Annotated in this window: 22 protein-coding genes; 13 read left to right on the top strand and 9 right to left on the bottom strand. The window is 48.7% G+C overall.

All coding sequences use genetic code 11. From position 1 onward, the window contains the following. Positions 1-90: 90 nt before the first annotated feature. Both lpdA and QU605_RS13195 read left to right on the top strand, forming a co-directional pair. The gene (gene lpdA / locus QU605_RS13200) at positions 91-1482 is read left to right on the top strand and encodes a dihydrolipoyl dehydrogenase (protein WP_289725794.1); all 1392 of its coding nucleotides are present in this window, start codon (positions 91-93) and stop codon (positions 1480-1482) included. A gap of 10 nt (positions 1483-1492) precedes the next feature. Beyond that, positions 1493-1771 carry a DUF3817 domain-containing protein gene (locus QU605_RS13195; protein ID WP_289725793.1) on the top strand — a complete coding sequence of 93 codons (279 nt, stop codon included), beginning with the start codon at positions 1493-1495 and terminating at the stop codon, positions 1769-1771. 52 nt (positions 1772-1823) lie between these two features. Here the strand turns inward: QU605_RS13195 and aroQ are convergent, their stop codons facing one another. Then, entirely contained in the window at positions 1824-2237 is a 414-nt protein-coding gene (aroQ, locus tag QU605_RS13190; protein WP_289725792.1) for a type II 3-dehydroquinate dehydratase, read from the bottom strand. A gap of 148 nt (positions 2238-2385) precedes the next feature. After that, complete coding sequence (locus tag QU605_RS13185; RefSeq protein WP_289725791.1) at positions 2386-2880, bottom strand: outer membrane beta-barrel protein; 495 nt, start codon at positions 2878-2880, stop codon at positions 2386-2388. 161 nt (positions 2881-3041) lie between these two features. On the opposite strand from QU605_RS13185, the gene xerD reads away from it, so the two are divergent. The 4 genes from xerD to QU605_RS13165 all read left to right on the top strand — a co-directional run bounded on the left by xerD (position 3042) and on the right by QU605_RS13165 (position 6739). Further along, positions 3042-3941 carry a site-specific tyrosine recombinase XerD gene (xerD, locus tag QU605_RS13180; RefSeq protein ID WP_289725790.1) on the top strand — a complete coding sequence of 300 codons (900 nt, stop codon included), beginning with the start codon at positions 3042-3044 and terminating at the stop codon, positions 3939-3941. Positions 3942-4063: 122 nt separating this feature from the next. Further along, positions 4064-5476, top strand: coding sequence for an amidohydrolase (locus tag QU605_RS13175; protein WP_289725789.1), 1413 nt, complete (start codon positions 4064-4066; stop codon positions 5474-5476). A 117-nt stretch (positions 5477-5593) separates the two neighbouring features. After that, positions 5594-6088: an RNA polymerase sigma factor gene (locus QU605_RS13170; RefSeq protein ID WP_289725788.1), complete on the top strand. Its 495-nt coding sequence runs from the start codon at positions 5594-5596 to the stop codon at positions 6086-6088. A gap of 6 nt (positions 6089-6094) precedes the next feature. Further along, complete coding sequence (locus QU605_RS13165; RefSeq protein ID WP_434967933.1) at positions 6095-6739, top strand: DUF8845 family protein; 645 nt, start codon at positions 6095-6097, stop codon at positions 6737-6739. On the opposite strand, the gene QU605_RS13160 is transcribed toward QU605_RS13165, so the two are convergent. After that, the gene (locus tag QU605_RS13160) at positions 6736-7548 is read right to left on the bottom strand and encodes a lysophospholipid acyltransferase family protein (RefSeq protein WP_289725786.1); all 813 of its coding nucleotides are present in this window, start codon (positions 7546-7548) and stop codon (positions 6736-6738) included. The two genes, QU605_RS13165 and QU605_RS13160, sit on opposite strands and share 4 nt — an antisense overlap. A gap of 19 nt (positions 7549-7567) precedes the next feature. Beyond that, positions 7568-8215 carry an NUDIX hydrolase gene (locus QU605_RS13155; RefSeq protein WP_289725785.1) on the bottom strand — a complete coding sequence of 216 codons (648 nt, stop codon included), beginning with the start codon at positions 8213-8215 and terminating at the stop codon, positions 7568-7570. Between QU605_RS13155 and QU605_RS13150 the strand changes: the two genes are divergently transcribed. Then, complete coding sequence (locus QU605_RS13150) at positions 8214-8939, top strand: peptidylprolyl isomerase (protein ID WP_289725784.1); 726 nt, start codon at positions 8214-8216, stop codon at positions 8937-8939. The two genes, QU605_RS13155 and QU605_RS13150, sit on opposite strands and share 2 nt — an antisense overlap. On the opposite strand, the gene QU605_RS13145 is transcribed toward QU605_RS13150, so the two are convergent. Continuing rightward, positions 8936-9565: a trimeric intracellular cation channel family protein gene (locus QU605_RS13145; RefSeq protein ID WP_289725783.1), complete on the bottom strand. Its 630-nt coding sequence runs from the start codon at positions 9563-9565 to the stop codon at positions 8936-8938. The two genes, QU605_RS13150 and QU605_RS13145, sit on opposite strands and share 4 nt — an antisense overlap. Before the next feature lie 211 nt (positions 9566-9776). On the opposite strand from QU605_RS13145, the gene QU605_RS13140 reads away from it, so the two are divergent. Both QU605_RS13140 and QU605_RS13135 read left to right on the top strand, forming a co-directional pair. Then, positions 9777-11069 (top strand): Zn-dependent hydrolase, encoded by a 1293-nt coding sequence (locus tag QU605_RS13140; RefSeq protein WP_289725782.1) that lies wholly within the window; start codon positions 9777-9779, stop codon positions 11067-11069. Between the two features lie 62 nt (positions 11070-11131). Beyond that, positions 11132-13321 carry a M28 family metallopeptidase gene (locus tag QU605_RS13135; RefSeq protein ID WP_289725781.1) on the top strand — a complete coding sequence of 730 codons (2190 nt, stop codon included), beginning with the start codon at positions 11132-11134 and terminating at the stop codon, positions 13319-13321. Between the two features lie 17 nt (positions 13322-13338). Here the strand turns inward: QU605_RS13135 and QU605_RS13130 are convergent, their stop codons facing one another. Then, complete coding sequence (locus QU605_RS13130) at positions 13339-14139, bottom strand: transporter substrate-binding domain-containing protein (protein ID WP_289725780.1); 801 nt, start codon at positions 14137-14139, stop codon at positions 13339-13341. Between the two features lie 210 nt (positions 14140-14349). On the opposite strand from QU605_RS13130, the gene QU605_RS13125 reads away from it, so the two are divergent. Then, on the top strand, positions 14350-16080 hold the full coding sequence (locus QU605_RS13125) for a hypothetical protein (RefSeq protein WP_289725779.1): 1731 nt from the start codon (positions 14350-14352) through the stop codon (positions 16078-16080). Between the two features lie 11 nt (positions 16081-16091). Here QU605_RS13125 and QU605_RS13120 read toward each other — a convergent pair whose 3' ends face one another. Together QU605_RS13120 and mnmA are read right to left on the bottom strand one after the other, a co-directional pair. After that, positions 16092-17039: an NAD(P)H-dependent flavin oxidoreductase gene (locus QU605_RS13120; protein ID WP_289725778.1), complete on the bottom strand. Its 948-nt coding sequence runs from the start codon at positions 17037-17039 to the stop codon at positions 16092-16094. Between the two features lie 27 nt (positions 17040-17066). Beyond that, entirely contained in the window at positions 17067-18257 is a 1191-nt protein-coding gene (gene mnmA / locus QU605_RS13115; RefSeq protein ID WP_289725777.1) for a tRNA 2-thiouridine(34) synthase MnmA, read from the bottom strand. A gap of 291 nt (positions 18258-18548) precedes the next feature. Here mnmA and QU605_RS13110 point away from each other — a divergent pair, with 291 nt between their 5' ends. From QU605_RS13110 to QU605_RS15445, 3 genes are all read left to right on the top strand, one after another. Next, the gene (locus QU605_RS13110; protein WP_289725776.1) at positions 18549-19976 is read left to right on the top strand and encodes a fasciclin domain-containing protein; all 1428 of its coding nucleotides are present in this window, start codon (positions 18549-18551) and stop codon (positions 19974-19976) included. A gap of 352 nt (positions 19977-20328) precedes the next feature. Next, a complete protein-coding gene (locus QU605_RS13105; RefSeq protein ID WP_289725775.1) occupies positions 20329-20577 on the top strand; it encodes a hypothetical protein in 249 nt (82 codons plus the stop codon). Between the two features lie 18 nt (positions 20578-20595). Beyond that, a complete protein-coding gene (locus QU605_RS15445) occupies positions 20596-20748 on the top strand; it encodes a fasciclin domain-containing protein (protein WP_353655890.1) in 153 nt (50 codons plus the stop codon). A 331-nt stretch (positions 20749-21079) separates the two neighbouring features. Here the strand turns inward: QU605_RS15445 and QU605_RS13100 are convergent. Next, on the bottom strand, positions 21080-23426 hold a 2347-nt coding region (locus tag QU605_RS13100), incomplete at its 5' end, for a DUF7507 domain-containing protein (RefSeq protein WP_434967932.1).

The raw sequence follows: 23426 nt of genomic DNA, 5'->3' as shown, positions 1-23426 counted from the left end.
CTTACCTGGATTTCTATCTGAAATCACTCTGGTTGCATTCGGATTGGTTTTATACCTTTGCGGGGCAAATTTTTCAGAAATCATACCATTATGAACACCTTTGATGTCATTGTCCTGGGAAGCGGCCCCGGCGGTTATGTAACGGCAATACGAGCGTCCCAGCTGGGCCTCAAAACAGCTATAATAGAAAAGGAAAGCCTTGGCGGGGTATGCCTGAACTGGGGATGTATCCCTACAAAGGCATTGCTGAAATCTGCTCAGGTTTTTGAATACCTGCAGCACGCCTCGGATTATGGCCTGAAGGTTACCGATGCGGACAAGGACTTTGATGCCGTCGTTTCAAGAAGCCGGAGTGTGGCTGATGGGATGAGCAAAGGCGTTCAGTTTCTGATGAAGAAAAACAAAATAGAGGTCATTAACGGGTACGGGACCCTGAAGACGGGTAAAAAAGTATCCGTCAAAGGGGCTGATGGCTCGGAGAATGAATACAGCGCCCAGCACATTATTATTGCCACCGGTGCCAGGAGCAGGGAACTTCCTGCCCTTCCACAGGACGGAAAAAAAATAATCGGGTATCGCAAAGCCATGACCCTGGAAAAACAACCTGACAAAATGATTGTGGTTGGCAGTGGGGCCATTGGGGTGGAATTTGCCTATTTCTACAATGCCATGGGAACGGAAGTCACCGTAGTGGAGTACCTTCCCTCTATTGTCCCTGTCGAAGATGAAGAAGTTTCGAAACAACTGGAGCGCAGCTTTAAAAAATCGGGCATCAAAATAATGACCTCAGCTGAAGTTACTTCGGTTGATACCAGCGGAAACGGGGTCAAAGCAACTGTAAAAACAGCCAAGGGCGAGAAAATCCTGGAAGCCGATATTCTGCTTTCTGCGGTGGGTATCAAAACGAATATTGAGAATATTGGCCTGGAAGATGTAGGGATTGCCACAGACCGGGACAAGATCATGGTGAATGACTATTATCAAACCAACATCCCGGGGTATTACGCCATAGGAGATGTTACCGCCGGGCCTGCGCTTGCACATGTAGCCTCTGCAGAAGGCATCCTCTGTGTTGAAAAAATTGCCGGGATGCATGTAGAGCCCCTGGACTACGGAAACATTCCCGGATGTACTTATTGTTCTCCGGAAGTTGCCTCTGTAGGACTTACCGAAAAACAAGCCCGGGAAGAGGGTTACGAGATCAAAGTGGGTAAATTTCCCTTCTCTGCAAGTGGAAAAGCCAAAGCTTCGGGCCATTCAGATGGCTTTGTAAAGGTAATCTTCGACGCGAAATACGGAGAATGGCTCGGATGCCATATGATTGGTGCCGGAGTAACCGATATGATCGCCGAAGCTGTAGTAGGACGTAAACTGGAAACCACGGGACATGAAATCCTGAAAGCCGTTCACCCCCACCCTACTATGAGCGAAGCCGTAATGGAAGCTGTTGCTGCTGCCTACGACGAAGTTATTCACCTTTAAAGATTCCTGGATGCTGCGAATTTTTCGAAGTGTAGCCCTGATGGAAGGGGTCTCCTACTTGTTGCTTTTCGCACTGAGTATGCCACTTAAATACTGGGCCGGGATTCGCGAACCCAATATTTATATCGGGTATGTGCACGGTTTCTTATTCCTGGTGTACATCGCGCTGGCCTTAGTACTCTGGCAGGAGCGCAAATGGAGTATTAAAACGGTTTTCTGGATCTTATTGGCCTCACTGCTGCCTTTCGGGACCTTTTACCTGGATAGCCGGTTTTTGAAATTTCAGTGATCCATGCCGGGAGGGCAGACCGCTTGTCCGGGCAGAAGCAGCGCCCCGGACTTTAAAGAAAACTTCGTACGGCCAATTCGTATCCCTTCAGACCGAATCCAAAAATGACCCCATGTGCCCCGGCTGAAATATGGGACTCATGACGAAAAGGTTCCCGGGCGGATACGTTTGATATATGAACCTCCACGACCGGGGTGTCGATGGCTTTTACCGCATCCCCTATTCCCACTGAGGTATGGGTATATGCGGCAGCGTTGAGAATGATGCCGTCATAACTAAAACCGACTTCCTGAAGTTTTGTAATGAGTTCCCCTTCAATATTGGATTGGAAATACTCCAGCTGCACTTCCCGGAACTGGAACTGAAGCTGAATGAAGAAATCCTCAAAGGTTTGACTTCCGTATAATTCCGGTTCCCGCTTGCCGAGCAAATTCAGGTTGGGGCCATTGATAATAATCAGTTTCATCGGATTTCTCTTTTCGAACAGCACTGCTGCGCCTGAACGTTAAATGTACAAACTTCCGACTGATCGTCCGGCTGAAAAAGTGCAGAATATAAATTGAAAAAGGCGGGGTTTGTCGCCCTGGCTCAATATTTAATTCGCTAAACCCGTTCTAAAAATTGAACATTAACCCCATAGTCAGGGTCGCAAAATTGAATCCGTCCAGACTTACACCCGTATACGAAAGGTTTAATTCAACGGCGCTATTAACACCGAATCCCACCATAGGCCGGTAATAAAACCCACCGTCATTCCCATCATTAAGCCCAATGGCATATCCCAAATCAACCCCTGCCCGGAATTTATCAGAAAAGTGGTAGCGACCGGCTGCAGCTATGGGAATAAACTGAATATCTTCTCCCTCGATCCGAATCAGACCGACTTGATAATTCTTACCGAAAGTGTTGGTGAATCCTGTCGCCACACCCACGTCAACAGCTTCGGTAACGCTCCAGAGGTAATTTGCATCCAGACCCACGGTAAAACTGGTGACATCTGACGCATCTGCCATCGGCAAACCAAAATTAAAACCCAGATTAATCCCTTCCTGGGCGTGCACAGAGACTCCAAAGAGAAAGGCACATAAGACGATTGCTAAATTTTTCATGATATTACTGTTTTGTTATAGTCCTAAATTAGTACAAATAGGACCATAATTGATCAAAATTGTTGTCAATACCTCGATTTTTGTAGGAATTTTCTCATTACATGAATGGAAGGTTATCCATTCCAAGGGGCATTTAACGCTTCTTCATTTATATTTATACCGTGAAATGGAAGGATGCCCTATCGGATTACAACCATTACCTCAGGCTCGAACGGGGTCTTTCTGAGAATTCCGTTGAGAATTACGGGCGGGACCTCAACAAACTCGCTACCTTCCTGGAAGCGGAAAGGGAAGGGATCGCCCCGGAGCAAGTTGTGAGGGAAGATCTCGAAGCCTTCGTACACAGTTTGGCCTCCACCCTTCATCCCAGATCTCAGGCCCGCGTTATATCAAGCCTCAGGGGTTTTTTCGCCTATCTGATGCTCGAAGACTATCGCAATGACGATCCCATGGAACTTATTGAAGCCCCCAAACTCGGTCGAAAACTGCCGGATACCCTGAGTGAAAAGGAGGTGATGAACCTCCTGAACAGTATGGACCGCTCTACAGCAGAAGGTGAACGAAACAGAGCGATGCTGGAAACCCTGTACGGGTGTGGTTTAAGGGTATCTGAGCTACTGGACCTCAAGATGAGTGACCTGTTTTTTGATGAGGATTTTATCAAGGTGAGGGGCAAGGGAAATAAAGAGCGTTTTGTCCCTGTGGGTACCGTAACCCAGAAACATATCAGGCTCTATATGGATCAGGTCCGAATTCATCAAACCCCCGGAAAAGGCTTTGAGGATACCCTTTTTCTCAATCGAAACGGACGCAGGCTTTCCAGGGCCATGATCTTTACGATTGTAAAACGACAGGCCGAACTTGCGGGGATTCGCAAAAAAGTGAGCCCGCATACCTTCAGGCATAGTTTTGCCTCTCACTTGCTTGAAAATGGAGCCGATATTCGTGCTATTCAGCAAATGCTCGGGCATGAAAGCATTACCACTACTGAAGTTTATATGCACGTAGACAGGCAGCATTTATCCAAAATCGTCAACACCTTTCACCCGAGAAATTCCTGATCGCATGCGATATTGCGGTTTGCCGGTAAGGATCGGCGCCCATGCAAAGTCCTGGCACCTCTTGATTAAAAGGAAGGTTATTGTATCTTTAAAATTCGAATAACCCCTAAAAACCCATCCAGATGAAATCCCTTCTACCCTTTCTATTCCTCTTTATTTTTTGTGGAACAAATGCACAGAAAAAAACCTTAGAACAACTCGATTCCAAATCCGGGGAATACGAGACAATCGCCCTTAAAATATGGGATTGGGCAGAAGTCGGCTACAAGGAGGTGCAAAGTTCGGAACTCCTGCAGCAAACCCTGTCCGATGCCGGCTTTAAAATCCAGAAAGGGGTAGCCGGAATACCCACCGCTTTTGTGGCCGAGTATGGAAATGGGGGGCCAATTATTGGTGTTCTCGGGGAGTACGACGCCCTGCCCGGGCTTTCTCAGAAGGCCGTTCCCCAAAAAGATAGCGCCGGCGGTATTGCCGGGCACGCCTGCGGACATCACCTGTTCGGCACTGCTTCCGCAGCCGCAGCCATCGCTGTCAAAGACTGGTTGGAATCTACCGGAAAGCAAGGGACCATCCGGTTTTACGGATGTCCGGCAGAAGAAGGGGGATCCGGAAAAGTATATATGACGCGGGCCGGCCTCTTTGACGACCTGGACGTGGCCCTGCACTGGCACCCGGGGGACCGGAACGATGCCAGCGCCAGTGCTGCCCTGGCCAACAAGTCGGCAAAATTTAGGTTCAGGGGGGTGTCGGCTCATGCGGCAGGAGCTCCGGATAAAGGACGGTCTGCCCTTGACGGGGTTGAAGCCATGAATGCCATGGTCAATATGATGCGGGAACATATCCCGGAGCAGGCCCGTATTCACTATGTGATCACTGACGGGGGTAAGGCCCCCAATGTCGTCCCGGATTTTGCCGAGGTATACTACTACGCACGCCACAACAGCAGGGAGGTCGTTATCGATATTTTTGACCGCATTGTAAAGGCAGCTGAAGGTGCAGCCCTGGGCACGGGAACCCAGATGGACTATGAGATGATCGGAGGAACGCATGAGCTCCTGCCAAATGTTCGCCTGCAGCAAATTGTGCACAAGAACCTGGAAGCTATCGGAGGAGTTACCTATTCCGCTGAAGAAACTGAGTTTGCCACAACTATTTCAAAGTCTTTAGGGTTAAAAAGCCTGGAGGCGGATATCGCAAGTGGTGTTCAACCTTTTAAAACTGAGGGAAGGGCTTACGGATCTACGGATGTAGGAGATGTTAGTTTCAGAGTTCCCACCGCTGGGATACGCATCGCAACCTGGGTTCCCGGAACACCTGCCCACAGCTGGCAGGCCGTAGCTGCAGGAGGAACCGGGATCGGAACCAAGGGCATGATGGTCGCAGCCAAAACCCTGGCCGCCACTGCCATAGACCTGTTCAATAACCCAAAAGCCATCTCGGAGGCGAAAGCAGAATTTCTGGAGCGTCGAGGTCCGGACTTCGAATACATCCCACTTTTGGGAGATCGTTCTCCTGCATTAAATTACCGCGAATAATCCCGGTCAGGAGACATCGGAAAGATCATTGGGAATTCAATCGTTTTTCTTTTTATCGAATATGATGTAACAAAACCGATTCGCAGGCTACTAACCACTTAGAACCACTAACCAAGGGTGAATAAGGAGCTCGAGCACCAATTTGTAACGGAACTGGAGAGCAATCAGAATATTGTTCATAAAGTATGTAGTCTGTATGCCAATAACCGGGAGGCCCACAACGACCTCTTTCAGGAAATAACCATACAGCTGTGGAAGGCATATCCGAAATTCAGAGGGGATTCAAAATTCAGTACCTGGATGTACCGGGTGGCTTTGAATACAGCAATTTCCCTATACCGTAAGTCAAAGAAGAAGCCCACCACCTACGATTACGATTCTGTTGTCTATAAAATAAGTGCAGAAGAGTACGACCCTACCGAAGAACAACAACTCAACCTGATGTACAGTGCTGTACGACAGCTCGGGGACATAGATAAAGCCCTGGTTTTCCTGTACCTGGAAGATAAAAATTACAGTGAAATCGCCGATACCCTGGGGATTTCCGAAGTAAATGCAAGGGTGAAAATGAACCGAATCAAGACCAAACTACGAACCATACTGAATCCATAGGATATGATGGATGAACTCGATTTACTGAAGAAAGACTGGCAGAAAAAGGAAGTGAATCTACCCCGGCTTTCCTATGACGAAATTTACAACATGATATGGAAGAAGTCTTCCTCTGTTGTTCGATGGATTTTTTACATCAGTATCATCGAATTTTTATTGCCCCACCTACTCTATTTGCTCCCATCCTTCAGGGATGAGATGAATTATGATTTTGCACGGCAATTAGGCATAAACAACTGGATTATTGCCCTGACCATAGTGCAGTACGTCGTTGCCATATACTTTATTTTCCAGTTCTACAAAAGATATCGGGAGATCTCTGTACTGGACGATGCAAAAAAACTTATGAAACAGATCTTCCGTACCCGGCAGACGGTGAAGCACTACGTCATCTTTTGCCTCGGTATGGTCTTGCTGATCTTTGGGGTATTTATCATTGGTATGGCCCTGGATGAAAACCTCGCTGCCACGCTGAACCTCACGACGGAGAATGTGGATCCGGTCCAACTTAAATGGATTCTGATAGGGGTGATGACTCTAGCCGGAATCCTTTTTACCGCAGTACTTGCGGGTATCTACTTCCTGCTTTACGGCCTTTTGACCCGTAAACTCTACAGAAATTACAAAGAACTCAAGCGCATGGAGGCTTAGTCCCGATTAGGTCGGAAACGCCGCTCTTTGTTAGCCTCTTCGTACGCCAATAATTCGGCTTCGGGTATAACCTTAAGGAATGAAGGGTGCTGTTCAATAGCGTATTCCAGCTTTTCAATAATCTCAGCTACACTCTCGTTCTCATAGTCAAATTCCAGGGGTTCCTTAATAACCATATGCTGCAGGATTCCCTTTTTCTTGATAAACAGGCCTTTTTTATCAAATGAACGACGGAAGCCGTCAATAACTACAGGTACGACGACAGGTTTAAAGGTCTTGATTATGTGAGCGGTTCCTTTTCTCAGGGGTTTCCAGGGTGTCGTAGTGCCTTGTGGAAAGGTGATGACCCATCCATCATCCAGCGCCTTCCCGATATTGCTGATATCGCTGAATTTCACCTGCCTGTTTACATTCTTTCCTCCGGCCCGCCATGTCCGCTCAATACTAATAGAACCGGCATAAGCCATTATTTTTGTAAAAAGACTCTTACTCATGGTTTCCTTGGCCGCCACGTAATAGGTATTCAACTTGGGGTTCCACAGGTACCCGACATTCTTTATGGAATTCTCCCTTCCTGAAAGACTTGCATTAAATACGTGAAGCATGGCAACCACATCTGCAAAATAGGTCTGGTGGTTGCTTACAAAAAGAACGTTCGTCTCCGGCAATTCAGGAATAATCTCGGAACCTTCAATTTCAAGCGTATTAAACCCTTTATAACGCTGATGTGTGAGCAAACCCATAATCCGGGTAAGCCATAATTTCAGGATAAGGTAGTGACCAAATGGATTTTTTTTAAAAATGCCCATAGCGACTAATGTACAAAATTCAGGTTAGAAGAATCTCCTTTAATAGTGTTTTGACTTCGTTCAGCATCATGGCCGTAGCGCCCCATACCACATGGCCCTCCAGTAAAAAAGCAGGCACTATAATATCCGTGGCGTAAGAGGTTGTCAGCGACCGTTTTATCAGACTGCTTTCGCTGAGCACATTCCCCAGGGGTACTTCTATAAGGGCAGCCACCTCGGAATCCTGCTTTTTGAAAACTGGGGTTTCGGGGAGCATCCCGATAAACGGGCTCACTTCATATTTGCTGGGGGGGATGTAAATCTGGCTTAGCGGACGGATCAGCTGTATTCCGGAAGCCGGGACACCTACCTCCTCTTCGGTTTCCCTCAGGGCCGTTTGGCTCAGGTTTCCATCACCCTCTTCGTATTGCCCGCCCGGAAAGGCAACCTGGGCGGAATGCACCCCGGAATCCCTATTTCGTAAAATAAACAGCAACCGGGCCATACCATCAGATCCGGGATAGAAAAGGGCCATTACCCCGGCTCTTCTGAATGATTGCGGGCGTTTGCTCATCTCCTTTAATTCGGCGATTCGCATTTCGGGTGCCATTTCCAAATGCGCAGGTGCTCCCGGAAGAGCAAGATTTTTTATTTTTGGGATCTTTTCAGATAAAACTTTGAAATCCATGTCCGTTAATAAACCCGTGATGCTCTTTTTGATTTCTGCACTCCTTCTGATGGGTTGCAGGGAGCAAAGTAATGAAAAACTACCCAAAAAAGGGAGCAACGCGAGTCAGGAGGACAGTCTTATTCAGGAAGCTGACGCTCTGGAGGCAGGCGTGGAAACAGATACGACCACATTCCTGCTTACCGAGGAGAATGCGATCGACTTTTTCTATAACTATCAGCAGGACCTGAAAGCCAACAAAGTGCGGTTAACCACCAGTATGGGGAGTTTTACGGTAGAACTTTTCGACAATGTCCCCTATCACAAATCGAATTTCATTTACCTGACCCGCAAAGGGTATTTTGACAATACGATGTTCCACAGGGTTGTTAAAGATTTTATTATCCAGGGAGGAAATGCAGATAACCAGGAAACAGCCAGAAAAAGGAGGGAAATAGGCAGATACCTGCTGCCCCCGGATACCCGGAAAGGCCACAAACACCACCGGGGCACAATTTCAATGCCCTCAAGCGAAATTGACAACCCGCATATGCTCGCATCCCCATTTGAGTTTTTTATCGTGGTAACCGATCCCGGATCCTATCATCTGGACGGCGCCTATACCGCCTTTGGCACGGTCATAGAGGGAATGGAGGTAGTTGACCGCATCAATCAGGTACCTGTGGACGATGGAGAATGGCCTATGAAAAACATTTTTATCGAAAAGGCCGAAGTCCTGGATTAGTCCTTTAACGGGCCTGCGTTTTTATAAATATTCGGCAAGGCGATATGATACCGGACTGCAGCGAGTCGCATCCCGATAACCAAAGCCACTCCCATCAGATATGCATAAGCCTCTGGCAGAGGGGTCTTCAGAAGGAGGAAATATCCCGCCCCCCCCAGAATACAGGCCGTAGCATAAACTTCCCTTCGGAAGATCACGGGTATTTCATTGCAAAGTATATCCCTTAGCACCCCGCCAAAACTGGCAGTGATCGTTCCAAGCGCAATACAGATAAGTGGCTCCAGACCGGCTTCAACACCTTTGTTTATTCCGATCATCGTATAGAAACCAATACCTATGGTATCGAAGAGGAACAAAGAGGTCCTCAGGTATTTCAAGCGACTTTGAAAAAGGACGGCGATGATGACGGCACCGAGAATAATATACATATACATAGGCGTTGTTGTCCATGTGACCGGGGTGATGCCTATGAGCATATCGCGAAGGGTGCCCCCTCCCAGGGCAGTTACCAGGGCAATGATACCCACCCCGAAAATATCCAGGCGTTTTTCCATGGCGACCAGTACCCCCGAAACAGCAAAGGCTATAGTCCCCAGGATGTCGACGATCAGATAAATATTTTCCATACTCCACACTAAGATGCCAAAGGTACAATCCTTTAAAAAATGAAGACCAATTATTCGTCTGGGTATTTAGATCCGTCAAAGAATTAGAACCTCCCAGAATTTGCCCCTGAATTGGCTGAATCTTTGTACCTTTTTGGCAGGAACCTGAGACAACCAAATAATTAGTTATCTGAGGTAATTCAATAAGATTTTTGAAACCACCAACCCGCCTATGAACCTTCGTTTTCTCCTCGCACTAGTCTTATTACCCATAATAACATACGCCCAGAAGCCTCCTGAGGTCAATGCCTCCAGGCTTTCCAAATCACTAGAGAAGCTCGCTGAATACGGGAGGGATGCGAACGGGGCGCCCAATCGGGTAGCGTACAGTGATGGAGACCTGGAAGCCCATGCTTATGTACAAGGCCTTATGAAAAGTGCTGGCCTGAAGACCTCTATCGATCCCGCTGGTAATATCATCGGACGCCGGGCAGGTAAAAACACTTCTCTTAAGCCCATCGCTCTGGGATCGCATATCGATATGGTCCCCTATGGTGGAAATTTTGACGGTTGTGTGGGGTCCATGGCCGCCATTGAAGTAGCCAGAACATTAGAAGAGAAAAATATACAACTTGAACATCCCCTGGAAGTCATCATTTTCACAGATGAGGAGGGCGGCCTTACAGGCAGCCGGGCCATGGCCGGGGCCCTGAAGAAGCAAGCCCTTGAAGTGGTCAATTCCACGGGGTATAGCATTGGGGCCGGGATAGAACGGCTCGGTGGAGATACCACCCGCCTGTCGGAGGCCATTCGCCCCAGGGGCAGCCTGGCAGCTTTTCTGGAATTGCATATTGAACAGGGCGGTATCCTGGACAGGGAAGGATTGGATATAGGAGTAGTTGAGGGTATTGTCGGCATCAAATGGTGGGATGTTACTGTAACCGGGATGGCAAATCACGCTGGGACCACCCCCATGGCCATGCGTCAGGATGCTCTACTGGCTGGCGCCCGACTGATTCAGGCAGTCAATGAAGAGGCCCTGAAGTTAAAGGGGAGTCAGGTGGCTACAGTAGGCAGGATAAAGGCGAGTCCCGGAGCGCCCAACGTGATCCCCGGTCAGGTCGTGCTCAGTTTGGAAATTCGGGACCTATCCGATGCAGTAATCGATACCCTGTTTGAGAATATCAGCAAACGGGTACGGGAAATCGCTGAGGCATCCGGTACCTCAATTGAATTCAAGGCCCTGGATACCACCGGCAAGCCTGCCCTCACGGCTCCTTTTATTCAAAATGAAATCCGGAAAGCGGCCTCGGCTTTAGGCCTGTCACACCAGCAAATGCAGAGCGGAGCCGGGCACGACGCCCAGGACATGGCGCTCATTTGCCCGGTGGGCATGATCTTTATACCCAGCAAGGGCGGAATTAGCCACTCCCCTGAAGAATACAGCAGCCCTGAAGATATCGCAAATGGTGCGAACACCCTGCTCAATACGCTTTTACAGCTCGACGCCTCTGTCTCTGAATGAGGCCTTAACCATTGATTCAAAAAATATTGATTAAAACCTCATTTTAAATGAAATACCAACTTATGAAGACCTCAATTTTTACCTTTTTCGCTTTATGCGCTGCATTGTGTATGAATGCCCAACAGATTACGGGATTCACCACAGAGGCCGCGGACAGGCAAATAGCCCTGGAAAAGCAATTTGACGCATCCCTGTCCGCAGAAAATCTGGATTCCTGGATGCAAAAAATGACAGCACAGCCCCATTGGGTAGGTACTCCCTTCGGTGAAGAAAATGCCAAATGGATGAAAAAACAATTTGAATCCTGGGGTTATGATGCGCGTATTGAAACGTATCAGGTATTGTTTCCCTATCCCAAAGTACGATCCCTGGAGCTAACCGAACCCGGGTCTTTCAAAGCCTCTTTGACCGCCGTGCCTGTGGAAGGCGATCCCTTTACCGCACAGGGCGAAGCGCTCCTGCCCTCCTACAATGCATTCTCCAGGGACGGAGATGTGGAAGCGGAGCTCGTATTTGTCAATTACGGGGTACCGGCTGATTATGAAATGCTTGAAAAACTCGGAATTGACGTAAAGGGAAAGATTGTTATCGCAAAATATTACGGATCCTGGAGGGGAATTAAACCAAAATTGGCTGCCGAAAAAGGCGCTATAGGGTGTTTGATTTATTCCGACCCCAAAGATGACGGATATTATCAGGGTGCGGTATATCCGGAAGGAGCCTTTAAAAATGCCACCGGAGTGCAGCGCGGTTCTGTAATGGATATGCCCCTTTATCCCGGGGATGTCCTGACCCCCGGTTACGCAGCCACAAAAGATGCAAAACGCCTGAAACGCGAAGATGCGCCCACCATTACCAAAATCCCTGTTCTTCCCATTTCTTATGCGGACGCAGAGCCCCTGCTAAAAGCTTTAAAAGGGCCGGTAGCGCCTTCTGACTGGAGGGGTGCGCTTCCACTTACCTATCGCATCGGGCCCGGTCCTGCCAAAGTACATCTGAAACTCGAGTTCGAATGGAAGCTTCAGCCCGCTCATAATGTAATCGCTACCCTAAAAGGATCTGAGTTTCCGGACCAGTGGATCATTAGGGGGAATCACCACGATGCATGGGTCCACGGTGCGGCAGATCCTGTCAGTGGCATGGTAGCCCTCATGGAAGAAGCCCGGGCAGTGGGGGAATTGGCCCGAAAAGGCCAGGGTCCGAAACGCACGCTCGTTTACTGCGCATGGGATGCCGAAGAACCAGGACTGATCGGTTCTACGGAATGGGTGGAAGACCACCTGTCTGAACTTCAGGAAAAAGCCGTGGCCTATATCAATACCGATGGAAACGGCCGGGGTTTTCTTGGGGCAGGCGGATCGCATTCGCTTCAGACCATGGTATCAGAAGTAGCCCGGGAAGTTCCGGACCCACAGACAGGGGTTTCAATACAGGAACGCCTGCTATCCAGGAATGCGGCCAATGGCAGGGACAAGGAGTTTGAACTATACGCCCTTGGGTCGGGTTCGGATTATACGCCCTTTATACAGCATGCGGGAATCGCATCTTTAAACCTCGGGTTCGGAGGCGAGAACGCCGGGGGAGAATACCATACCATTTACGATACGTATCCCCATTTCAAAAGGTTTAAAGACCCGGATATGAGCTATGGAATCGCCCTGGCAAAAACTGCGGGCAGGATCACGCTCCGATTGGCCAACGCCCAATGGCTTCCTTTGGATTTTAAACCCTGGAAAAAGACGGTATCCACGTACCTGGACGAGGTGATGGAAACGACTGACAAAATGCGAAAGGCAACCGAAAAACACAATGAACTTGTACGGTCCAGGGCCTATGAACTTTCAGCAGATCCCAAGAAGGGAATAGCCGCTCCAAAGGCAAAAGCAATGGTGCCCTACCTGGATTTTGCACCCCTTCAGAATGCGTTGACCAAACTGGATGGAGAAGTAAATGCGCTTTCCGGCAAAGAGTTCAGCAGCCTTTCTAATTCCGGGAAAAAAGCCCTTAATACCTTGCTCATGAAAACCGAACAACAATTAACCAGCAAGGATGGGCTCCCAAGGCGATCCTGGTATAAGCACCAGATTTACGCCCCAGGTTTCTACACGGGATACGGGGTAAAAACCCTTCCGGGTGTGCGTGAGGCTATTGAACAACGAAACTGGGACGAGGCCCAGGCTGAAATCGAAAAACTGGCGGGCACCCTGGAGTCCATGGCAGATCACCTCAAGAAGATCAATGCACTGAACTAAGAAAACAGAGCCCCGGATCATTTCATATCGGAGAGCCAGCTGCCTGTCTCGAACCAATAGTTCTCGAGCTCTTTAAGCAAGCCGGTCATCTCAAGCGCATTGAAATAATTCTCGATAAAATTAAGCAGCAGAGGGTCGTCGGCAGGCAAAGCCATTCCGATGGGCTCCATGGTCAGGGGGTCCTCCAGGGTCAGCAGGTTGGCATCCGGGTAGCGCATCTGGGTGATCAGGCAAATAGGAAGGTCGGCCAGCATAACATTCGCCTCGTCTTTGAGCAGGGCCTCTACTGCCAGGTCGTAATTGGCTACGGGAATGGAAGTCGCCTCCGGCAGCAGGGTTTTTACAAATTTCTCACTGGTTGATCCTGCCAGGGATGTAACCCTCAATCTGCCCTGGTTCAGGTCGGCGGCTTCATCGGCCTGTGCCAGGGTAATGGATTTCGTGACAACCGACTTTCCCGAAATCACGTACGGGCCGATAAAGGCAACTTTCATGTTTCGCTCCATATTGATGGTCATTCCGGACATCACCAGATCCACCGTACCATTTTGAATGGAAGGAATAAGCTGGTTAAATTCTATTCGGACGAGTTCCAACTCCAGGTTCATGGATTCAGCCAGCAATTCGGCCAGGTTGACCTCATAGCCAATGAGCTTCCCGCTCTTACTCTCCATACTAAAAGGGGGCTGTTGCCCGGTCATTCCCACCCGGAGTTTTCCCCTCTGTGTAATTTCATTGAGTCGTTGCTGGGCGGAGAGGGATGTTGGCAGTACTAGCGGAAGCGCTAGCAGCCATAAAAAGAGATACAGTTTTTTCATATGATGGGTTCAGGGTTATCTGTAAAATTGATTCGAGGAAGAAGTCCTTTCTTCTTTTGGAAAGGTGGAATTTACGGAATGCTTCCTAGAAAGCCAAAAAATTGGGAGACCAGCTAAATTTCGTATCTTACAGAGAATCAGAATCTTGATGGCAACGCTCACCCCTTCAAAGGAACGATAAAACCTCGGTTCTACATTAAAAACACTCCCATGAAAAACAAGCACACCTTCATTTGGATCGGAATTCTGTCGATTGCTCTCTTCGTCCTTTGGCTAATGCCCGATCAGAACCAGGTACTCCCCAAGCGCAATAAAGCATCTATTGGCGCCCTGAAATGTACAGTGGCCAAATTCCTTCTGGAACCGACGGACAGTACCCTGCAAATTGCCCCTTTGTTCGAAAACCTGGGGGAGTATTCTTTTAAAATATCGACAAAAAATGAGAGGGCTCAGGCCTTTTTCAACCAGGGCATGCGTCTGACTTTTGCCTTTAATCACGCGGAAGCCCACAGATCCTTTATGGAAGCGGCCAGAATCGATCCCCAAAGCGCTATGGCATATTGGGGGCAGGCTTACGCCCTCGGACCCAATATCAATGACCCCTTGCCTGACCAGGAACGAAAAAAAGCTGCCTGGAAGGCACTTGCAAAAGCCCAGGCGAAGATGTCAGGGGGGACAGACTTGGAACAGGCGCTCATTACCGCACTTAAAGCCCGGTATAGTGACAATTGGGATGCAGACGTTGTTGAACTCAATGCAGCGTATCTGAAAGAAATGACCCGGGTACGGGAGGCCTTTCCGGAAAATGCTGACGTGCAAACCCTATATGCGGCTGCAGCCATGAATACGATGCCGTGGAACTACTGGGATTCGAAAGGGAAGCCAATGCCTCAGACACCGGAGGCCCGAAAAGCACTTGAAAAAGGCATAAGCCTCAACCCAAATCACCCCGGTGCACACCATTACTATATCCATATGGTGGAGTTGCCGTATCCTGATCTGGGCGTACCCAGTGCCGAAGCCCTGGGAGAATTGATGCCGGCGGCAGGTCATCTGGTTCATATGCCTTCACATATCTACATCCGGGTGGGGCGTTACAAGGATGCTGTGGAAGCAAACCACAAGGCAATTGCCGCAGATGAAGACTACATCTCTCAATGCTACTCCCAGGGCCTGTACCCGCTGGGGTATTACCCGCATAACATCCATTTCCTCTGGTCGGCCTCCAGCCTTATCGGGGAGAGTAGTACGGCCATCGATGCAGCTAAGAAGACGGCTGAAAAAGTTCCACAGGGGGAAATGGCGGAACTTCATTTTCTTCAGGATTTTGCAGCTACCCCCCTTTTGGCCTACACGCGGTTCGGAAAATGGAACGACATCTTAACCTATCCCGCACCGGCATCTGAGATTAAACATCTTAATCTGATACGCCATTATGCCAGGGGCCTGGCATTTATTCGAAAAAACAATGCTTCCGAGGCCAGGGAGGAATTGGAGGCAATCAAGGCGATTATGGACGATCCGGCCACGGCGGAGATGGTGGCAACTGCCCACAATTCCTCTGATAGAATTGCGCGTGTAGCCTATGAGGTCGTGGCCGGAGAGCTCGCCCACCTTGAGGGAGATCCGGAGAAAGCCATCCAACACCTGAAGCAGGCCGTTGCCGCCGAAGACGCCCTGACCTACACAGAACCCTCGGCCTGGCATATCCCACCAAGGCAATCCCTCGGGGCCATCCTGATGGATCTCGGTAAGTACAGCGATGCGGAAATTATCTATAGGGACGACCTTAAAAAGCTTCGACAAAACGGTTGGTCCCTATTTGGACTCTCGCAGGCATTGGATGCTCAGGATAAGAAGGCAGAAGCCCAAAGCGTTCGAAAAGAGTTTGAGTCGGTATGGCAGTATGCTGATATCCCTATTGAGCGATCCGTGTTCTAGAGCAGGGATTTTCAAATAGTGAAACCGGCGGCTTTATCCTGTGCTACCCTGAATTCGGAAACGAGGTTCGTGACGATCTGAGCAGCGGGCAGAATATCGTGGATCAGGGCTGAAACCTGCCCGATCTCCAATTCCCCTTCCTCCAGATCCCCTTCAAACATACCGCGCTTTGCCCTGGCCCTGCCGAGCAATTCTTTCAGTTCTTCCGGGCTGGCACAATTGGCATAGGCTTTTTCAATATCCTCGTAAAACTTGTTCCTGATCAGACGAACCGGGGCGAGTTCCTTCAGGGTCAGACGCGTATCCCCCTCAAGGGCTTCCACAACCTTCTCCTTGAAGGCCTGGTGGGAGGAAGCTTCTTCAGAGGCCACAAACCGACTGCCAACCTGAACACCATCTGCCCCAAGCACCATTGCAGCGAGCATGGCGCTTCCGGTAGCAATCCCCCCCGCGGCGATCAGTGGAATATCAAGGTGTTCACGCACGGCCGGGATCAAGGTAAGGGTGGTTGTCTCTTCCCTCCCGTTGTGGCCTCCGGCTTCAAATCCTTCAGCGACTACTGCATCCACCCCGGCTTCCTGAGCTTTGAGGGCAAAGCGAACACTACTCACTACGTGGACGACGGTAATGCCCTTGTCCTTTAGGAATGTTGTCCAGGTTTTCGGGTTTCCCGCAGAGGTGAAGACATACTTCACTTCTTCTTCCACAATGATCTTCATGATTTCCTCGATCTGAGGATATAACATGGGTACGTTGACACCAAAACTGCGTTGGGTTGCCTGCCTGCATTTACGAATATGCTCCCGGAGCACTTCGGGGTACATGCTTCCGGCCCCAATTAACCCGAGTCCTCCTGCATTGGCTACTGCCGCTGCAAGTCGCCAGCCACTCGCCCAAATCATTCCGGCCTGGATAATCGGGAAATCCGTATCAAAAAGTGTTGTTATCCGATTTGTCATAGGCGTATGATTTAAGAAAAACTCCCTTTAGGCAATTACCCCGGAGCCCAGAAGCTCTTCCCCTTCATACCAGGCGACAAACTGCCCACTGGTAATCGCTGACTGAGGCTGCTCAAATTCAACATATAATCCCTTTGCAGACTTATAAAGAAGGGCCGACTGCAATTCCTGCCGGTAGCGAATCCGTGCCTGAACCCGCATTTCTGCTCCTTCCGCCAGTGCTAAATCGGGACGTACCCAATGAAGTTCATCATCGGCCACATAAAGCGCCTTCCTGTAAAGACCGGGATGTGTTTTGCCCTGTCCCGTAAATATGACATTGTCCTTCACATCCGTCTGTATGACAAAAAGAGGTTCCGGCGTGCCTCCGACATCCAGTCCTTTGCGCTGCCCAATTGTAAAATAATGTGCGCCCTGGTGCTCACCTACTACCTTACCGTCTGAAGGCTCCAGAACAATTGGCCTCGAGAGGGCTGCTAATTCTGCTTCCCTGGAGGTGAATGCGGCTTTTTCCCGATTGAGTTTTGTAACCGAAGCAGGAACTTCAATGATTTCACCAACCTTTGGAGCGAGTTGCTGCTGTAGAAATTCCGGCAGGCGCACCTTACCGATAAAACACAAGCCCTGTGAATCGCGTTTTTCGGCTGTGATCAGGTCGTTTTCCCTGGCAATTGCCCTAACCTCAGATTTCTGTAAGTCCCCTATGGGAAACAGCGCTTTAGAAAGTTGCTCCTGACTGAGCTGGCAAAGAAAGTAGGACTGGTCCTTATTCATGTCTTTCCCCGATAAAAGCCTGTAAATCGATTCGCCCTTATCGGTTTTCAAAACATCTTTGCGGCAATAGTGACCGGTGGCCACATAATCTGCCCCCAGATCCAGAGCCATTTTCAGAAACAGGTCGAATTTGATCTCGCGGTTGCACAATACGTCCGGATTCGGAGTCCTGCCCATCTTGTATTCCCGGAACATATAGTCTACGATGCGCTCCTTGTATTCGACACTAAGGTCGACAACCTGAAAGGGAATACCCAGTTTCTCCGCAACGATAAGGGCGTCATTGCTATCGTCGAGCCATGGGCACTCCCGCGAAATGACAACGGAATCATCGTGCCAGTTCTTCATAAATAGCCCGATAACCTCAAAACCCTGCTGTTTGAGGAGTAAGGCAGCCACACTGCTGTCCACCCCACCTGATAACCCGACTACCACTTTTTTCATAGACAATAATTCCCGCAAAATTACGAAAATCAATCCACTATAATCCATTTTGTTTAAGCCTGTTATAGCTGTAAGACCTGCTCTAACCAGCTATGTTCCCACACTCCGATTCACGGATTTCTGTGTAAAACGCTTACCCTTTGGCCCGTAAGGCAGTATCTGCGGGCACCTGGCAATCCAATCCAAAATCGTTTCGTTAAATATTTATTAAGGTAGACAATTATGTTTATGCTTTTTCTATTTTTGCTAAACAATTAAACAAAGTAAAACAAAATCAAATCAATTTAAATCATGAAAAAGACTGTTTTAATTATGAGGATGTTTTTCCTCGGACTTTTATTCATTTCAGCTGTCGCGTGTTCCAGCGATGACGATGGAGATAACGGAAACGGAGGAGAAGATCAGCAGAATATTGTCGAAATTGCTCTGGAAACACCGGAATTAGCCAATTTGGTTGCAGCCCTTCAGGCGGCGGATGGAGATCTAGTAAATGTGCTTCAGGGTCCTGGGCCTTTTACAGTGTTGGCTCCAAATAATGCGGCTTTTGCAAAGTTTCTGTCAGACAACGGATTTGGGGATGTAAACGAAGTTCCCTCAGACGTTCTTGAGGCAATTTTATTAAATCATGTAATACCGGCAGACGTTACTTCCGGAGACCTTTCAAGTCTAGGTAGAGGTTACACAAGTACAAGCACAACGGGTGCCGGAAACCTTCCAATCAGCATTTACTTTAACGCTGAGAACGGTGTACGCTTTAACAACGTATCTTCGGTAACCTCCGGGGGCGCTGATATCGATGCCTCCAATGGAACGATCCATATCGTGGATGCGGTTATTCCAATTCCGAATATCGTAGACCATGCAGCAGCCAACGCAGATTTCAGCAGCCTGGTCGCAGCTCTTGGAGCAGCAGACGGGAATTTGATCGATGTACTCAATGGCGATGGTCCTTTTACAGTTCTTGCCCCTGACAACGATGCATTTACAGCATTTTTAGATGGCGCGGATTTAGGAGGAATCAATAAAACGGTTCTGACACGTACGCTTTTAAACCACGTTATTGGTGCCAATGTAAGCGCATCAGATCTTACAGGATTGGGTGCCGGGTACACCAACACAAGCGTTAATGGCCCTGGAGAAAACCCTATGAGCTTGTATTTCAACACTTCCAGTGGGGTACAATTCAATGGTACATCAACAGTAACTACTGCAGATGTCGTCGGATCAAACGGAATCATCCACGCTGTTGATGGTGTAATCGCGTTGCCAACAGTTGTAACCTTCGCCGCCGCTGACCCGAATTTCACCACGCTGGTTACCGCGCTTACGGAGCTTACCCCTGGAACTGATTTTGTCAGCATCCTTTCCCGTACCGAAGGAGATAACCTTGACAACATTAATCCGGATTTCACCGTTTTCGCGCCAACTAATGACGCCTTTGCGGAGTTAGATGCTATTCCGGGAGAGACTACCCTTACTCAAATTCTGTTGCACCATGTCGTAGGTGAGGCTAATCTTGCTTCTTCTGCCCTTAGCGAGGGAGATAATCCTGCAACTACCCTTCAGGGTGACGACATTACGGTTACCGTAATTGGAAATCCTGTTCTTGTAACAGACGGGGCTGGCAATGAGGATATCGGAATCATTGCTACCGACGTTCAGGCAGACAATGGAGTGATCCATGTAGTTGACAAGGTGATGCTGCCAAATCTTCAATAAGAAGGCAGGAAAAGTCAACTGTTCACAACAGTAATGAAAAGGCCGCTATGTTAGCGGCCTTTTTTTTATGGGGTTCACAAAAATAATGTTAAGCATTTTATACATTTCATTAAACAAAATGAAATTCTTTCAGGCTTCGTATTCTTCTTCAGAAAGCACCCTCACGAACTTTTTAACGAAGCCCTGTGAATAGATTTGTACCCCACCGAAGACTTATATGGGTCCTTGTGCCTGCACTCCTCTTTGTGACCTTTAACAATGTCAAAGAAGAACGATTCCGATCAGCGGTACCACGCCTTAATATCATTCAGGTCGCCAAATCACTGGAAACCTGCCCAACTTTAACGCCACGATGGCAGAAGTGGATCAGGATACGGCATCGGATCTGGCAAACGATTTGTCCGATTCAGGTCCGTTTATCGCCTTCGCTCTAATCGATGATCTGTTGTATGTTCTAAAAGATAGGTATCCCGATATCCAAGACTTCGATACCCCGGTGGAAAAAGCCTTGCTGACCCTGGTACTTGCTTATCAAATGGTCGAGGGCACTAACCTGTTCTGTACGGATCTTACAGACCATAAGTCCCTATCTACGGTTTAAGGAGAGAATGTCTCTACAATCCGCTATCAGGGTGTTACCATAAGGGATAAAACAGATAAAGCCCTAAATGTCCAACCGGATAATGCCGCCAGCAATGGAGTTGTTCATATCCTTGATAAAATGCTTCTGCCGCAGGCCGAGCTCGATGCGCTTGACGCGCGGGTACATTGAATTTAGCGATACTGGAATTTCAGAATCTCCGCCCTAAATAAGTGGAGATTTTTTTTTCACCACAGGAACCGGACGCATCACCCACTGGAACCCGGCAATTCACAACGTATTATTTTTTCAATAAAAAAAAAGAAGCACATTTATCAACCCAAATCTTTTCAGACCCCCACTTATCTGAAAACGGAAGGCCCCGATTCGGGGCCTTTTTTATTTTACTGGTCATTTGCTGTATTTCATCTTAGCCAACCCTATCGTTCCAAGATTATACTGTCCAAATCGAAAAAGAAAACCCGGCCAATCAGGCCGGGTCTTCTATTGAATGGAATCTGGGTTACTTCCGATTAAAAGCAACCACTTTTTGCATAATGGATTCCCGATCGGTGACCACACGGATGATCGATAACTTGGTCGGAATACGGAATACCTCCGAAACATCGATGATATTCGTGCCTTTATTGACATAGGCATTCTTACTGAGAATCAGGCGACCACTCAGGTCATAGATCTCAATCCGCGCATTCGATTCATACTCGATTTCCATCTTCAGACTCAGTCGGTCGTTGAACGGAATCGGGCTGGCCGTAAGGGTGGTACGGGTTTCGCCTGTGTATGCGGCAGTATCCTCTACAGGTGCAGTTTTGCTCGTTTCACCCTTGCCTTTTCCTCCGCCTCCGCCGCTATCTTCGTTCCCATCAACGGAAATATCCAGCCAGGTACCATCTACAAACCAGACACGTATAATATACCCTTTCGATAAAACTTTATTCTCGAAGTCAAATCGCAGTATAGCTTCGCCGGTGAAGAGTGTACCGCCTATCCAACCGGGATCCAGATTATCGAGTTGAGCATCCGGAATTGGATCATCCTCAGTATCACCCAACCAGGCATCCGATCCCTGCCAGACTACATCGCTGGTGCTGCCATAGGTGAGCCAGACTTTGGTCAGGTTGCCGTTCCCTTCTGGCCAAAAAGCACTGATTTCACTAATTTCCTTGGCATCTCCCGTCATGTTAGTCAGCCGCACTGTCAGACGCTTTCCATTGGTGTCCAGACGGTCCAGGATAATACCGGGGCCTACAGTCACAAAGGTCATGTCGGATGCCATTTCAGTTCCGAAACTGTCCTCACCCTCTGTGTCAGCAGTATTATAGACTTCGAAATCATTGACCACGTTGCCGCAGGACTTTATGTAGCCGTTGTTGTTAAACCGGGCGATCGAGAAATACGCGATCTGCCAGTTTACATCGACCCCTTCAACAGGGCCTGCCGATTGTCCCCAACCGCCCGTAAACGGATCGGAACAGGACAAGTGCAGTTCGAATGCCGGATCACCTCCGGGTCCATCAGGGTCGATAATGATATCGTTCCTGGTGAGGCTCCTGACAATAGTTGAACCAGTCGTGATATCAACACCGTCAAGAAGTACCAATCCGTCTCCTCTGGTAGTTCCTTCCAGGATACTGCCATTTACAAACCTAAAATAGAAATCATCCCCACCCGTCAATGATGAATCATAAGGCGAATCACCATCCATGAACGGCGCAGTCATGTAGTCTACCGTAATCGTTGCCGACTCACCGGTAGGGATCTGCAGGGTGCAATCGATGTCCTGCCCATTATCATCCACACAGGTACCGCTTCCGGAAGTCACGCTTACCTCGGTAACCTCGAGAAGGGTGTCCACCATATCGGTCACTGACACGTCTACCGCATCGGACGGACCGTTATTGGTCACCAGGAGTGTGAATTTCTGGAAAGTACCTTGTGGCACCTCTATCGCGGCTGGAATGAACGTCTTGACGATATCCAGGTCTATGTCGACTACGATATTGATATTATCTTGACTATTGTCTATAATATCGTCATCCGAATTGTCAGGATCGCCCTGTGGTGCTTCGGCAGAAACCGTTGCGGTATTGGGTACATCAGGATCGGTATTTAGTACTCCATATCCGGCCTCAGGAACATCAGAAGCAACCGAGAACTCTACGGTAATGGTCTCTGAATCGCCTGGTGCCAGTGACGTAATGAGCCACTCGACTGTTTGATCATCAGAATCACTGTCAGCATCTGCCCCAGCGGTTCCGGAAACATTTGTAACTGTAAGCCTGTCATCGACTATATCGAGAATCAGGGCGTTACTTAGCGTTACATTCCCGTCGTTGGTTACCACGAGTGTGAAGGAACTGCCAGTTCCACCGGCTACTACTTCATCCTCTGCAAAGGTTTTCACAATGCTGATCAATGGGTTCTGTGGCAGATCTGTGGTTTCATCATCTTTGGCCTCGTCAGACTCATCTGAGTCAGCAGTCGCAGTATTATCACGCTGGCCGGCATCAATATCGGCCTGGGTGATCGCGTAACTGCCAGTGAAGGTCGTGTCATCGGTCTCCCCTACATCAAGAGTGATTGGACCACCGACCACTGTAAACAGCGGATCGGTAACCGTCACATTGGTCAGCGTAACATTCCCTTCGTTCTTCACTGCAAAGGTGTAGCTGATCGTCTCGCCTACATCGGCATAACCATCTTGATTCTCATCATTGAACGTTCCGGTTTTTACGATGCTGATAAGGGGATTTTGTGTGATCGTCGTGGTCGCATCATCCTCTTGCGGATCCGTCTGATCCGTATCTACGCTCGCAGTATTGACCAGATCAGCTCCCGCATTGATGTCG

Source organism: Robiginitalea aurantiaca, assembly GCF_030380815.1.
GTDB classification, from domain to species: domain Bacteria; phylum Bacteroidota; class Bacteroidia; order Flavobacteriales; family Flavobacteriaceae; genus Robiginitalea; species Robiginitalea aurantiaca.
Note: the sequence above shows the minus strand (reverse complement) of the source record. Positions and strands in the feature narration are given on the sequence as shown.

Coding starts and splice junctions, on each gene's coding strand:
- QU605_RS13120 (WP_289725778.1), bottom strand. CDS start 17,039: ATGACAAATCGGATAACAACACTTTTTGATACGGATTTCCCGATTATC.
- QU605_RS13185 (WP_289725791.1), bottom strand. CDS start 2,880: ATGAAAAATTTAGCAATCGTCTTATGTGCCTTTCTCTTTGGAGTCTCT.
- QU605_RS13130 (WP_289725780.1), bottom strand. CDS start 14,139: ATGAAAAAACTGTATCTCTTTTTATGGCTGCTAGCGCTTCCGCTAGTA.
- QU605_RS13145 (WP_289725783.1), bottom strand. CDS start 9,565: ATGGAAAATATTTATCTGATCGTCGACATCCTGGGGACTATAGCCTTT.
- QU605_RS13150 (WP_289725784.1), top strand. CDS start 8,214: ATGTCCGTTAATAAACCCGTGATGCTCTTTTTGATTTCTGCACTCCTT.
- QU605_RS13165 (WP_434967933.1), top strand. CDS start 6,095: ATGGATGAACTCGATTTACTGAAGAAAGACTGGCAGAAAAAGGAAGTG.
- QU605_RS13105 (WP_289725775.1), top strand. CDS start 20,329: ATGGCAGAAGTGGATCAGGATACGGCATCGGATCTGGCAAACGATTTG.
- aroQ (WP_289725792.1), bottom strand. CDS start 2,237: ATGAAACTGATTATTATCAATGGCCCCAACCTGAATTTGCTCGGCAAG.
- QU605_RS13140 (WP_289725782.1), top strand. CDS start 9,777: ATGAACCTTCGTTTTCTCCTCGCACTAGTCTTATTACCCATAATAACA.
- QU605_RS13110 (WP_289725776.1), top strand. CDS start 18,549: ATGAAAAAGACTGTTTTAATTATGAGGATGTTTTTCCTCGGACTTTTA.
- lpdA (WP_289725794.1), top strand. CDS start 91: ATGAACACCTTTGATGTCATTGTCCTGGGAAGCGGCCCCGGCGGTTAT.
- QU605_RS13195 (WP_289725793.1), top strand. CDS start 1,493: ATGCTGCGAATTTTTCGAAGTGTAGCCCTGATGGAAGGGGTCTCCTAC.
- QU605_RS13175 (WP_289725789.1), top strand. CDS start 4,064: ATGAAATCCCTTCTACCCTTTCTATTCCTCTTTATTTTTTGTGGAACA.
- mnmA (WP_289725777.1), bottom strand. CDS start 18,257: ATGAAAAAAGTGGTAGTCGGGTTATCAGGTGGGGTGGACAGCAGTGTG.
- QU605_RS13125 (WP_289725779.1), top strand. CDS start 14,350: ATGAAAAACAAGCACACCTTCATTTGGATCGGAATTCTGTCGATTGCT.
- QU605_RS13155 (WP_289725785.1), bottom strand. CDS start 8,215: ATGGATTTCAAAGTTTTATCTGAAAAGATCCCAAAAATAAAAAATCTT.
- QU605_RS13160 (WP_289725786.1), bottom strand. CDS start 7,548: ATGGGCATTTTTAAAAAAAATCCATTTGGTCACTACCTTATCCTGAAA.
- QU605_RS13135 (WP_289725781.1), top strand. CDS start 11,132: ATGAAGACCTCAATTTTTACCTTTTTCGCTTTATGCGCTGCATTGTGT.